We start from the raw sequence: 12,508 nt of genomic DNA, 5'->3' as shown, positions 1-12,508 counted from the left end.
GTATGCCACTCCACCACACGTGCATTGATTCTTCACTTCAACCTGCTTTGGGGTGACCACCCGGAATCGAACCGGGATAAGCGGAATCACAATCCGCGATTTTCACCGTTAAATCATGGTCACCCCAAAGCAGGCTGCTTCTTTATTTCTTTATCTGTTTTTACTTGCTTCCAGTCTGTAGGGTGCGTTGTAACGCACCACGACCGGGGCAAATTGGTGCGTTATAACGCACCCTACAAAATCAGTCGCATCGTCAAATCCAGGGTGTAGAGCACGCCGTATCAACGGCGCGCCCTACAGAACGATGCAACGTTCAAACTGGTCGGAGTGCGAGGATTCGAACCTCGGACCTTCTGCTCCCAAAGCAGTTGCGCTATAGTGAACTGCAACAGTGGAATTCGGAGTGCCTGCCATGTGCGCGGCGATCATGGCTGCGTTGCAAATGCTCGCGATAGCCCCGCTATCTCTGTGCTCATTTTTCCAAACCTTGCCTTGCCCTGATACGCCGGGCACATGTCCTTCACTCTCGATTCCACTGTTGCAGTCCACTGGCTGCGCCACACTCCGATTAAACTTTCACTTCTCAAACTGGCAGGGGATCAAGGATTCGAACCTTGGAATGTCTGGTTCAAAACCAGATGCCGTCACCGCTTGGCTAATCCCCCGTAATACTGGTGCACGTAGAGGGACTTGAACCCCCAATCCTTGCGGCACTGGTTTCTAAGACCAGCGTGTATACCATTCCACCACACGTGCATTGATTCTTCACTTCAACCTGCTTTGGGGTGACCACCCGGAATCGAACCGGGATAAGCGGAATCACAATCCGCGATTTTCACCGTTAAATCATGGCCACCCCAAAGCAGGCTGTTTCTTTATTTCTTTATCTGTCTTTACTTGCTTCCAGTCTGTAGGGTGCGTTGTAACGCACCCTACAAAATCAGTCGCATCGTCAAATCCAGGGTGTAGAGCACGCCGTATCAACGGCGCGCCCTACAGAACGATGCAACGTTCAAACTGGTCGGAGTGCGAGGATTCGAACCTCGGACCTTCTGCTCCCAGGGCAGTAGCGCTACCAGGCTGCGCCACACTCCGAAAAATCTTGCTGTCTGCTTAAAACAAACAGGCTTTAAAAATTCTGTCCTGCAAAAACCAAAAAGCCCGGTGCTGTGATCGCATCCGGGCTTTTTGCTACAAGTGGCGTGCACCTTTAACTGGTGCCTTTGACTTGTGGGGTTTCCCCCCGGATGTTGAATTGCCAGCATGCGCCCAGATGATGCAGGGGCAGGCTGAATTGCGAGCTGGATTGTGCTGGCTGCAGGGGCAGTTGAGCAGTAGCCAGGGCTAAGGGTGAGGACGGGAGCAAATCTGCGTTCAGGAACGCTGCACCAGCCTGTGCCATTGCCTGCGCAATGATGCGCAAGTTCTGGTTCAGTTGTTGGAGTAGCGTGGCTTTCACAATATGTCCTGTTCTTTAATTGAGTGTTGGTAGTAAATCTGGGTGTTGCTGTATTCGATGGAGCTATCTTGCCACAGCTTTTTAAATAAAACAAGCATGGCATGACGAATTTATTCAATTAATTGATATATTTTTGCAACAGGGGATTATTTTTAAAGCTGACTGCGAGCTAAGGCATAACCAGCGCATCGCAGAAATATCAGATTTTATTAAATTTTATGCTAGACTTATTTACATCAAAATATTGTTATTTATGCGCAAGAGCAGCTGTCAGTAAAGTAATATTGATCAAAGCTTTAGCGCAAAATTGACTTGTCGCGCAACACCAAAGCCTGGGCTATGCCCATGTGCGACATGTGCTGCCGGTAAAGTCAGCAAGCTAAATACTGCACCTGTCCAGACGGTGCATCTACCCATGCCTTTGGGGTAAAAAGATACAGGCAAACCCCTACGCATCAAGCTCGCCTTTTTCACTTGCACCCAAGGAGAAACCCATGTCACAAAGCACCCTAGACAGCAAACCCGGCTCGCCCGTCTGGCAAAACTGGAGTCAGAATCTGCATTATCAGGGCGATAATTATTATTACACCCCGCGTAACCGGGCGGAGTTGCAAACCATCATCAGCAATGCCGCTGCGCAAAACAAACAGGTGCGCGTGTCTGGCCAGCGCCATGCGCAAACCCCGCTGGTGGCCAGCAGTGAAACCCCGACCAGCAAGTTCCTTATCGTTGATTTGTCTTGCTATGCCGATCTGGGCAGCGAGGGTGACCAGCGCCTGCAACTGGGCAGTGATGGCAGTAGTGTCACCGTCAACACTGGCGTGCGTGAAGATGAACTCGATGCCTTTTTGACGCAAAACAAATTGATGTTGCAAACCGTCACCGCGGGCGGCTTCTTCAGCCTCGGCGGCATGACGGCGGTGGATGTGCACGGTGCCACTGTGCAGGCACCAATTTTTGCAGAGACCGTAAGCGCCTTTGCCATCATGGGCCCGGATGGCGTAGTGACGACCATCGATGCCAGCACACCCAGCGTTGGCCTGTGGTCGCCGCTGCAATTTGCCCGTGTGTCGCTGGGGACATTGGGCGTGGTCACTGCTGTCACGATCCAGGTCTTGCCACGCCCTTATGCCAATAGCCTGACATCCGGCATTACTGACAGCGTATGGGAAAACGCCAATGACTTCAGCAATGGCATGGCCAGCTTGCTGGCCTCGAAAACCAGGCTGGAAGCTTTCTTCAATCCCTATGCCCTGACTGGCACCAGCAATTTCACCACCGCCTGGTGGAATGTAGAGACAGGCTCAGGCGCAGCCCCCGCGCCCCAGCCCGCTGCAGATGCCTGCCAGTTGGCGCAAAGGCAGGAGTTTGGCGCGCCCTATCTGCCCTTTGGTGAAAACATTGCCGAAGATGCCGCGCTGTATGCCCAGAGTTTCGATGCCCCCATCGTTGGTACTGCGGCGGCATCAGTCATCACCTCGACGGCGATCTCGGTCATCAAGAGTGAAGTCCGGGCGGCGGGCAAAAACAATTCTGACTTGTGGCTGGGGGATGCCGCCAGGGTCATTTTCATGTCTTACTTCATAGAACTGCCTGATCTGACACCTGCCAGCCTGAACAAGATCTGGACAGTCTTGAAGTCAGTCAGCGACAAGGTGAATAAAACCAGCAACTTCCACATCGCAGCACCGATGGAGTTTCGCTTCATCAAAGGCGGTGACACGGCCATGGCTGGCACCTATACCAGCACGGCCAATGCCTATTTTGTCAACCTTGATCTGATCGCCTTTGTCGCCGTCAATGCCAGCAAGACCGGCCTTGATTACCCAGGCAAGATGCTGAGTTTTTTTGCCGAAATCGAAAGCGAATGGGTGGCCCTGGGTGGCTGGCCGCACAATGGCAAGATGTATGGCTTCTATGACCCGGCCACTGGCCCTGGCGCTGCAACCCCCCCTTTCAACCCGGCTTTCCTGAGCCACTTGCGCAGCCGCCGCCCGGAGCGGGTGCAAGCCTTTGACGACTATCGCCAGAGCCGCGACCCCAAGGGGATGTTTGTTAATCCCTATGTGGCGAGACTGCTGGGGTAAGCGTGTTGTCCTGTAGGAGCGGCTTGAGCCGCGAATGGCCGGGCAACCCCGTAGGGTGCGTTATAACGCACCAATTTTTCATTGCAACCACTACGCGGTGTCAACCATTCGCGGCTAAAGCCGCTCCTACTTACTGCCTCGTGGTGGATTGCGGCCTGTTGCGAGTGCCGGGCTGGTGCGTTATAACGCACCCTACCCGGAATAAATACCCGTTGATTCAATAACGCGCTTCATCGTTTCAGGAGCGCTTTTTAATTTGGATTACTGGACTCAGCTGCTTTATCATGTCAGCACGCAATGGCGAGCGCGCATGGCAAGGTATAAAACTGCGCTTGCAAGTCTTGACCACATCAAAGGGCCCACCATGTTGAAACGCATTTTGCTGACGCTCACCGCCTGCTGCCTGCCGGTGTTTTCTGCACAATCAGTGCAAGCCGCCACAGTCAGCTCGGCCTATATGGACAGGCCCGAAGGCCCGCGGCATTATCTGCTGGCGCAGGCACAACAAGCCACGCCGGGCAAACATCCCCTGCTGATCTTGCTGCACGGCCATGGCGGTACTGCCACCCACCTGTTCGGACAAGAACGGCTGGCCTCGCCCTTGTCTTCGTGGTTGTCGATTGCCGACCGCGAACACCTGGTCATCATGGCTCCTGATGGCAGCAAGGGTAGCGATGGCAAGCAGGGCTGGAATGATTGCCGTCGCGATGCACCCACCAGCCCCAAAACAGATGACAGCGCGCTCATCAACAGCCTCATCGACAAAGCCATCGCCGAATACAATATTGACCCGGGCAGGGTATATATCATGGGCATGTCAAATGGTGGCTTGATGACTTTACGCCTGGCCAGTGAAATCGCCCCCAGGCTGGCAGGGGTAGCCACCGTCGGTGCAGGCATGGCCGCCTCAAGTTCATGCCCGCCAGCAGAGACGCCGCTGTCAGTCATGATGGTGGCAGGCACCAAGGACCCGGTCATGCCCTATGCCGGTGGCGACATCAGCTTTGCCTTGCTGCGCTCACGCGGCAGCGTACTGAGTGCAGAAGCCAGCGTCGAGCACTGGCGCAAGCTGGCACAATTGCCGGACACAGCAGCGAGCTATACTTTCCCGCACCGTGACCCCGCCGACACCACCAGCGCCAAACGCCTGCTGTGGGGTGAAGACCCAGGCAAACTGCAAGTTGAATTCTTACAGATAGACGGCGGCGGCCATATCGAACCCAGCATCAGCAAGCGCGCAGGCTGGATGTATAGCAGCATCGTCGGCGCACAAAACACCGACCTGGAAATCGCCGAAGAAGCCTGGGCATTTTTCAAGGATAAACGGGCGGGCTTGAAGCCTTGAAGCAGCCAGTAGGGTGCGTTATAACGCACCGGTTTTAAATGTGTGCAAGACGGTGAGCGCGGCGCAGATCTGTAGGGTGCGTAGGGTGTGTTATAACGCACCGGTTTTGTCTTGCATAAGCTATGGTATATCAAGCATTCGCGGCGGAAGCCGCTCCTACAAACTGCATTATTGCGAAAGCCGCATAATCTATCACCAAGAAACCGGCATCTTATGGGTGTGTGCATGGTGCGTTATAACGCACCCTACTGTGCCTGGGTGAGCATTCAACACATGCAATTATTCATTTTCATCAGGCTGATCTTCCTGCGACTCGTCTATGCATGCATCGTTTTATCAGGCGTACAAAACCACTCGCGCTTGACACCGTCCTGCAACATCGCCGCCTCATCGAGGATGGCCGGGAATGGCACTACACCCTGCTTTTCCAGGCTGGCATATAGCTCTGTGGCATAGCGATGGGCATAGTCTTCTTTGGTGGCCTTGGTTTTGCCTCGCCATTCTTCAAGCGTGCTACGGTTGAAATCCACGTGATGACCTATCTCATGCAAGAGCGTGCGGTAGAGGATGGTGTTGCGCAAGGACTGTACAGTGTGCGTAATCTGGACCCCACGTCGCGTCATTTCGATGTGATGACCGTCTTGCCGCAAGCGGTTTAGTTCGCGGACGCGCTCTGGGTTGGCTGACTTGGTCCAGGTATAAGAGTCAGTCATTTGCGCCTCGATGATGACAGCACCACCACGCTGCTTGCGTATATCATACGTATATTCTGCCCTGCCCCACACTGGTTGCAATATGCCCTGCTTACGGGTGGGCTGGCGCAAAACGATAAAATCAAAAGCTGCTATCGCCTCATCAGGGCAATGTGCCAGCACCTTGCAGATATCATCAATACTGCAGGGGTAAAAATAAGCAGAGCGTGTAGGCTGGACAAAAAAAAGCATCTCATGTCCCTTGATCTGGCGTTTGACCAACACATGTGAGCCCAGTTTTTCAAGAAAATACTCACCCCAGGCCTCAGGCACGACCATGCGATTATCATTGCCATGACCATGGGCCTTGGTGCCAAGGTTTTTATTTCTGCGGGTAGGATTCCAGCCGGGGCGCATAAGCTGTGGTTTTATCTGTGAAGCATCTATTTAATCATAGCTGTCGCCGTGGGTAAATAAGACATGCTGTGGATATTTATAGATTTTTCTTGAGACAAACACATTCTCGCTTAGGAGCAGCTTCAGTCGTGACGCAGACCTGTAGGGTGCCTAGGGTGCGTTATAACGCACCGGTTTTGCCTTGCATATACTGTGTCAAGCATTCGCGGCTGAAGCCGCTCCTACAAACTGCATCATTGCGAAAATTGCATAATCAATCGCTAAAACAACCTGCATCTTGCGGAGGTGTACATGGTGCGTTACAACGCACCCTACAGTACAGATATCATGCATGAAAATATGCTCAGTGCCAGCTCTGAGGTGTAGCAGGGAATTCGTGCGGTATATCGCACGCCTGCGCAACAAAGGCTACCTGCCAGCAGCCTTTTCTTTCTCTGTGTCTCTGTGGTGAGATTTTTGGTCTTGATTTCAATCTGCGCGGTACGTTATAACGCACCCTACACCGTGTCGCTGATAACAAACTCAGGGCAAGACAAAATCAAAGCTGTAAAAATGCTGTTTGTCTTTGATGTCTATGCCCATGGTGCCGCTGAGGCCGGTCAATTCTTCTGTGCCAGAATCTGGCACGACCTGTATTGTCAATTGTGGCTGGCCACGGTTCATGGTGCCGGTGTGCATGAGAACAAAGCTGCCTTTTTTGCCCAGCAAAGTGCCGCTCACTCTTTCTATGGCGACATAGCCTGCCGAGCCCTTGATCTCACCCATGGCGGACAACATCTCGCCCAGGCTATGGGCTTGCAGGTCGCCATGGAATTGCTTGTCTATGGTCATGCGGCCCAGCCTGGCGTCTTCTATGCCGGGGGCGGCGGCTTGCGGATTGAGTTTGACGTCAAACTTGCCGGTAATGTGTTGCATGCGCTGCTCCTTTACAATGGTGGCTGGGGTGGTGCTGCTTGTTTGTCCTTGTGCCAGGCTAGTCGTAGTGTACAGGCACAAGCTGCTGGCAACGAGCAACATGCTGGATAAAACTGTTTTCATGATGACCCCATCGCTAAATTTCGCCGCTCTGCATGAGCGACAACATAAATAAGTTAGATGAACAAGATTAAACCAGAGCCAGCTTACAGATGATAGTAAAAACGCGACAAGTCACCAGGCAGGTGCAGGCATGAGTCAGGCAGCCCCCAAAGATGCAGGCCCGGCCCGCGGCGTCTTGCGCCCGGCCTTTAGCGAAGGTGAATTCCAGCATCACCGCCAACTACCCTCGCCTGCACTGGCTGGCCTGGTGGCGCATTACTGGTATGTGGCCTGGGATTTGCGCGGCCTGCCAGCACAAGAGCAAGCCACCCTGCCGCATCCCAACCTGCACCTGGTAGTAGAGCAAGGCCAGGCCCGCATCTACGGCGTGCATAGCGGGCGCTTCATGCGGACCTTGCAGGGCAAGGACAGGGTATTTGGTATCAAGTTCCAGCCTGGCGGGTTTTATCCTTTTTACCGGCAGGCAGTGGCGCAACTGGGCAATACCTCGATAGACGTGGCTGCCCGCTTTGGGGCCGATGGCGCTGCATTTTGCGCAAACATCCTGGCGACAGATGATGTCATGAGCATGTGCGCCATTGCAGAAAATTTCTTGCTGCGTCAACTGCCACCTGCTGACGCAAAAGTCAGCCACATCAGCGACTGGCTGGCAAGGATAGAGCAAGACCGCAACATCATCGCGGTGGAAGATGTCATGGCCATCGCTGGCCTGGATAAACGCAGCCTGCAAAGGCTGTTCCAGAAATACGTGGGCATAGGCCCCAAGTGGGTAATACAACGCTACCGCCTGCATGAAGCCATTGCGCAGGTGCAGGCAGGCAAGACCCTGAGCTGGAGCGACCTGGCGCAAGAGCTGGGCTACTTTGACCAGACCCATTTTGTGCGCGACTTCAAACAGCTGGTGGGGATGACGCCGGGGGAGTATGAGAAGAGTCTGGGTTTCTAGGCGGCTTGTATAATTGCGCTCAATACGATTATCAACAACACAAAGTTAGCTACCAGCATGTTGCAAATTTTCCTTGTACTTGCATTACTGCTTTCTTCAGCTTGCGCTGATGCAGCAGTAAAACCATTTCTCGCTGACGTAAGTACATGGCAAGAAATTCCAGTGCCCACGTCGGATGGCGACCGTGAAGTATGGAATTATGCGGCCAATTATTCTGATCTGACGTGGCGCGTGTTTATTGAAGCTACTATCGTCAAGGCCAGGCTCGAAGATGCAAAGTCAAAGAAAACTATCAAAGACATGCGCTTTGCGATTGCAACAGAACCGCTGTCAGAATCCTTTAAAACGGACACCGCTGTCGTGGAAGTGGATGATGGCTGGCTGGTCGGCTATAACTGTGGTGAATTTGGGGCCGCTTTGTACTGGTTTAGCAAAGATAGAAAAAAATATTACAAAATATCTGATCACCATATAGTTGATTTCATCAAAAAGAATGATGGGCTGTATGCGATTGAAGGCTTATCTCACATGGGGTCTACTGACGGTTCATGGCTAAGGCTAGCGAAGATAGCTGAGCGCTGGCAAGCCAAAGTCGAAGTACAGCTCCCCTGCGTACCATTTGCCGCCAGCCTCAAGCGAGATCAGGATGTGTTAGTGGTCTGTACAGAAGCCTTGTTGTCCATAGGGCGCAGCAAAAAAACCAGCAATGGAAATATGATCAACGTCAAACACAAGCTCTTGCTGCAAGACGGTTTGTGGCCCACCTCATCTGCCATGTCAGATAAGGAAGACTATCTGTACATAGGTGCGCGTCAGTATGTGATTCAGGTCGACTTGCGCAATATGCAGGTACGCTACCTGATACCGGATAGCAGCTTCTTGAACAAATTGCCGCAAAAGAAAGAAAAGCAAATACGACAGCAATGGTCGGGGAAATAATCGCTCACACTTGCAATAAAATCAAGCATGCACTATCTTGAAATGACCACTGCTCCCCACTATTCAGGAGGTCGCATGCAATACGATGCCAGCAAGACCGCGCTGTTTCATCCTGAATCCCAGCCTGCCCTGCTGGGGACGGAATTACCCTGGACCACGCATGCGATTTGTGCCGAGCTGGCGCGGCTGGCGTATTGGCATTATGAAGAAGGCGGGCAGGTGCTCAGTCATTTTCAGGGCATATTGAAGCAGGCACAATTTACTGAGCCTGCGCTACTCCTGGACACGCGCAGCAACGTGGGCAAGCGCAGCAGCACCCAGGGCTTTGCCGTCAGCAAAGGCGATACTGCCTATGTGGCCTTTAGCGGCACCCAGCCAGACGACCCTACCGACATCCTCATCGACGGCTTGTTCTGGCCCGTGGCCTGGCAGGGCGATGGCCTGGTGCATGATGGCTTCTTGCGGGCCTATGAGAGCATCGCCGGGCAATTGCATGCATGGCTGGAGCAGGCCCAGGCCAGCCGGGTCTATATCACGGGGCATAGCCTGGGGGCAGCGGTAGCGACACTGGCGGCGGCCTTGCTGCCTGACAGCCGCCTGGTGACTTTTGGTTCACCGCGGGTGGGCAACGCCGCCTTCGCCGCCATGTTCAAGAACCGCGTGGTAGACCGCTATGTGCATTGCGCCGACATCGTCACGATCTTGCCGCCAGAATCAGAATATTATGAGCACTTGCACGGCATGCATTATCTGGACCGCCATGGCGCCCTGATCGCCGCCGCAAGCGGCCTGGACATGTTGCAAGACCAGACCATCGCCAAGGCAGAATACCTGTTTGAATATGCCTGGCGCAGCGAGAATGTCGGCTTTCGCTCGCTGGCCGACCATGCACCTGTGAATTATGTGCAGGCGGTGCTGGGCTTGTGAGGGATATGGCAGGGCGATGAATACCATCTCCGTTTATCAAAGCCTGATTCAAGACCTCTCACCACAGAGACACCGAGACACAGAGGAAAGGCAAGGAGCTTGTCGTTGGTAGCTTGAGCTAGATGCGTAGGTTGGGCTACGCTTCATCAGCCCAACACTGGGCCTCAACAAACGTATACGCCATTCAACCACCCAGTGTTGGGCTGGTAAACCGTAGCCTAGCGAGGCCCGGCCCAACCTACGAAGCGGCCCAAGCTACGAGCTATATCCGTTTATCAAAGCCTGATTCAAGACCTCTCACCACAGAGACACCGAGACACAGAGGAAAGGCAAGGAGGTTTTCGTTGGTAGCTTGGGCAGGTTGCGTAGGTTGGGCTACGCTTCATCAGCCCAACACTCGGCCTCAACAAACGTATACATTATTCAACTGCCCAGTGTTGGGCTGATACCCCGTAGCCTAGCGAGGCCCGGCCCAACCTACGAAGCGGCCCAAGCTTCGAGCTATCTCCGTTTATCAAAGCCTGATTCAAGACCTCTCACCACAGAGACACCGAGACACAGAGAAAGGCAAAGAGGTTTCCGTTGGTAGCTTGGGCAAGTTGCGTAGGTTGGGCTACGCTTCATCAGCCCAACACTGGGCCTCAAAAAACGTATACCTTATTCAACCGCCCAGTGTTGGGCTGATACCCCGTAGCCCAACCTACGAAGCTAGCGAGGCCCGGCCCAACCTGCAATATCCCCAACGTCATCGCCATCTCAAAAAATGCTATCCTAAGCAAACTCCCGATTTCATCCATCATGCCCGCCACCCCGCAAAAACAATTCACCATGCTCGTCTGCCAGCTACCCGGCGTGGAAGCGGTGCAGGCGCAATCCAGGCATAGCTTTGGGCGGCATATGCATGCGCAGTTTGGTATCGGTGTGGTATTGCAAGGCGCACAAAAGTCGCTCAGTGACCGTGGTGTGGTCGAGGCCGTGGCGGGTGATACGATTACTGTCAACCCTGGCGAGATCCATGATGGCACACCACTGGGGGATGCTGGCCGTAGCTGGCAAATGCTGTATCTGGAACCAGCGCTGATCGCCACGCTCATGGATGATATCAGCGAGGGTAACAGCAGGCAGAGAGAATTCAGCCTGCCGGTAATACGCAATGCCCGTATCAGCCAGGCGGTGCGACACTTGTTTGCTACTGTGACATCACCACAGGCTGCAATAATGTCGGCAGAAGAACAGATGCTCTTACTCTTCTCCCGTCTCATGCAAGAGCCTGCCAGCCAGCCGGAAGCAGCACCGCCCGCAATACAGCATGCGCGCAGCCTGATTGATGATGACCCGACCGCCGAACTGAGCCTGCAAACCCTGGCGCAGCAACAAGGCCTGAGCCGCTTCCAGCTTTTGCGTGCCTTTGCCAAGAATACGGGCATGACGCCACATGCCTATATCCTGCAACGCCGTTTGCAACATGCGCGCCGCCTCATCGCTGCTGGCATGCCACTGGTGCAAGTGGCCATGGAATGCGGCTTTGCCGATCAAAGCCATATGACGCGGCTATTCATCCGCAATTTTGGTCTTTCGCCGGGTGCTTATGCGCAGCGCTGATGCAGCGTCTCCCTGTTTAAATCTCCACTGCAATTTTATTCAAGACGCGCCCACAACTCACTGTCACGCTCATGCTTTTTAAGATGAACGGGGCAAAAGATGTCAGACAGGTTATTGGGATATATGTATTTGGCGCTGGCGATGATACTGGTCGGCAGCACCGTGGTAGCCAGTAAGATGATAGGCAGCGGCTTGCCGGTATTCACCGCCACGGCGCTGCGCTTTGCAATTGCCCTGCCCTGCTTTTTATTCTTGATGCGCGTCACTGGCACACGGATTCCCCGTTTAGATAAACGTGACTGCGCCTTGTTGATACTGCAGGCAGGTGCCGGCAGCGTCGGCTACACCAGCCTGCTCATCACCGGCATGCAGATGACATCTGCTGCCGATGCCGCAGTCATCATCGGCAGCCTGCCGATAGTCTCGGCTGCGATTGCCATAGGCTTGCTGAGAGAAAGGCCGCAAGCCAGCCTGCTGCTGGCGGTATTGCTGGCGGGGGTCGGGGTGCTATCGATAGCAGTCAAGGCAGGTGGCAGCGACCAGCATTCAATCACCGGCAATGCCCTGATCTTTGCTGCGATTATCTGCGAAGCCTTGTTCATCCTGCTCAATAAACGCCTGAAGACTGCCATTGCGCCGCTGGCCCTGTCCACCATCATGGTTGGTCTGGGCCTGGCTTTATCGCTCATCCCTGCCCTGTTTGAAATGCCCTGGAAGCTGGCCATCGGTAGCCATGCTATCTGGGCCACCGTCTATTATGCGCTGCTGCCTACCGTCGCCGGTTTCTTGCTATGGTATGCCGGTGCAGCCAAAGTCAGCGGCAGCGAAGCCGCCTTGTTCACCGCGCTGGCACCGGTATCCGCCGTGATGTTGGCAGTGCTGGTGCTGGGTGAAATCGTCAGCAGCGGCCAGCTTATCGGCATCACCTGCGTATTGCTGGCGATAGGCGGGATGGCTGTATTGGGCAAGCGTGGCGCAGATAATGCGAAGGAAAAAATTTCCTGAATTCTTAGGGTGCGTAGGGTCGATTATTGCGCACCACAAACTGTGTGTGTA

General features: G+C 54.0%; 10 protein-coding genes and 5 tRNA genes. 7 read left to right on the top strand and 8 right to left on the bottom strand.

Annotated features, from left to right (window positions below):
• Positions 1–48: 48 nt before the first annotated feature.
• The 6 genes from ACO0LF_RS27795 to ACO0LF_RS27770 all read right to left on the bottom strand — a co-directional run bounded on the left by ACO0LF_RS27795 (position 49) and on the right by ACO0LF_RS27770 (position 1,459).
• A tRNA-His gene (locus tag ACO0LF_RS27795) sits at positions 49–123 on the bottom strand.
• 466 nt (positions 124–589) lie between these two features.
• A tRNA-Gln gene (locus tag ACO0LF_RS27790) sits at positions 590–665 on the bottom strand.
• Between the two features lie 7 nt (positions 666–672).
• Positions 673–756 (bottom strand) — tRNA-Leu (locus ACO0LF_RS27785).
• A 25-nt stretch (positions 757–781) separates the two neighbouring features.
• Positions 782–856 (bottom strand) — tRNA-His (locus ACO0LF_RS27780).
• 162 nt (positions 857–1,018) lie between these two features.
• Positions 1,019–1,095: transfer RNA gene (locus ACO0LF_RS27775), tRNA-Pro, on the bottom strand.
• A 115-nt stretch (positions 1,096–1,210) separates the two neighbouring features.
• Positions 1,211–1,459, bottom strand: a complete 249-nt coding sequence (locus ACO0LF_RS27770; RefSeq protein ID WP_423020037.1) for a hypothetical protein — start codon at positions 1,457–1,459, stop codon at positions 1,211–1,213.
• A 494-nt stretch (positions 1,460–1,953) separates the two neighbouring features.
• Between ACO0LF_RS27770 and ACO0LF_RS27765 the strand changes: the two genes are divergently transcribed.
• Together ACO0LF_RS27765 and ACO0LF_RS27760 are read left to right on the top strand one after the other, a co-directional pair.
• On the top strand, positions 1,954–3,546 hold the full coding sequence (locus ACO0LF_RS27765) for a D-arabinono-1,4-lactone oxidase (protein WP_423020035.1): 1,593 nt from the start codon (positions 1,954–1,956) through the stop codon (positions 3,544–3,546).
• Between the two features lie 364 nt (positions 3,547–3,910).
• A complete protein-coding gene (locus ACO0LF_RS27760) occupies positions 3,911–4,891 on the top strand; it encodes an alpha/beta hydrolase family esterase (protein ID WP_423020033.1) in 981 nt (326 codons plus the stop codon).
• A 317-nt stretch (positions 4,892–5,208) separates the two neighbouring features.
• Here the strand turns inward: ACO0LF_RS27760 and ACO0LF_RS27755 are convergent, their stop codons facing one another.
• Positions 5,209–6,000 (bottom strand): hypothetical protein, encoded by a 792-nt coding sequence (locus tag ACO0LF_RS27755; RefSeq protein ID WP_423020031.1) that lies wholly within the window; start codon positions 5,998–6,000, stop codon positions 5,209–5,211.
• Between the two features lie 522 nt (positions 6,001–6,522).
• Positions 6,523–7,038: a DUF3224 domain-containing protein gene (locus ACO0LF_RS27750; RefSeq protein WP_423020029.1), complete on the bottom strand. Its 516-nt coding sequence runs from the start codon at positions 7,036–7,038 to the stop codon at positions 6,523–6,525.
• Positions 7,039–7,168: 130 nt separating this feature from the next.
• On the opposite strand from ACO0LF_RS27750, the gene ACO0LF_RS27745 reads away from it, so the two are divergent.
• From ACO0LF_RS27745 to ACO0LF_RS27725, 5 genes are all read left to right on the top strand, one after another.
• Positions 7,169–7,984, top strand: coding sequence for an AraC family transcriptional regulator (locus ACO0LF_RS27745; protein WP_423020027.1), 816 nt, complete (start codon positions 7,169–7,171; stop codon positions 7,982–7,984).
• Positions 7,985–8,146: 162 nt separating this feature from the next.
• Positions 8,147–8,923: a hypothetical protein gene (locus tag ACO0LF_RS27740; RefSeq protein ID WP_423020025.1), complete on the top strand. Its 777-nt coding sequence runs from the start codon at positions 8,147–8,149 to the stop codon at positions 8,921–8,923.
• 75 nt (positions 8,924–8,998) lie between these two features.
• The gene (locus ACO0LF_RS27735) at positions 8,999–9,850 is read left to right on the top strand and encodes a lipase family protein (protein ID WP_423020023.1); all 852 of its coding nucleotides are present in this window, start codon (positions 8,999–9,001) and stop codon (positions 9,848–9,850) included.
• A 798-nt stretch (positions 9,851–10,648) separates the two neighbouring features.
• Positions 10,649–11,452 carry a helix-turn-helix domain-containing protein gene (locus ACO0LF_RS27730; protein WP_423020021.1) on the top strand — a complete coding sequence of 268 codons (804 nt, stop codon included), beginning with the start codon at positions 10,649–10,651 and terminating at the stop codon, positions 11,450–11,452.
• Between the two features lie 99 nt (positions 11,453–11,551).
• Positions 11,552–12,457, top strand: coding sequence for a DMT family transporter (locus tag ACO0LF_RS27725; protein ID WP_423020019.1), 906 nt, complete (start codon positions 11,552–11,554; stop codon positions 12,455–12,457).
• The last annotated feature ends 51 nt before the right edge of the window (positions 12,458–12,508 follow it).

This window comes from Undibacterium sp. Di27W (assembly GCF_049340345.1).
Classification (GTDB): Bacteria; Pseudomonadota; Gammaproteobacteria; order Burkholderiales; family Burkholderiaceae_D; genus Undibacterium.
The sequence above is the reverse complement of the archived record's forward strand: the minus strand, read 5'-3'. Positions and strand labels throughout refer to the sequence as shown.

Bases quoted from the DNA above. Each gene is read 5' to 3' on its own strand.
- ACO0LF_RS27725 (WP_423020019.1), top strand. From the start codon at position 11,552: ATGTCAGACAGGTTATTGGGATATATGTATTTGGCGCTGGCGATGATA.
- ACO0LF_RS27760 (WP_423020033.1), top strand. From the start codon at position 3,911: ATGTTGAAACGCATTTTGCTGACGCTCACCGCCTGCTGCCTGCCGGTG.
- ACO0LF_RS27750 (WP_423020029.1), bottom strand. From the start codon at position 7,038: ATGAAAACAGTTTTATCCAGCATGTTGCTCGTTGCCAGCAGCTTGTGC.
- ACO0LF_RS27755 (WP_423020031.1), bottom strand. From the start codon at position 6,000: ATGCGCCCCGGCTGGAATCCTACCCGCAGAAATAAAAACCTTGGCACC.
- ACO0LF_RS27765 (WP_423020035.1), top strand. From the start codon at position 1,954: ATGTCACAAAGCACCCTAGACAGCAAACCCGGCTCGCCCGTCTGGCAA.
- ACO0LF_RS27745 (WP_423020027.1), top strand. From the start codon at position 7,169: ATGAGTCAGGCAGCCCCCAAAGATGCAGGCCCGGCCCGCGGCGTCTTG.
- ACO0LF_RS27735 (WP_423020023.1), top strand. From the start codon at position 8,999: ATGCAATACGATGCCAGCAAGACCGCGCTGTTTCATCCTGAATCCCAG.
- ACO0LF_RS27730 (WP_423020021.1), top strand. From the start codon at position 10,649: ATGCCCGCCACCCCGCAAAAACAATTCACCATGCTCGTCTGCCAGCTA.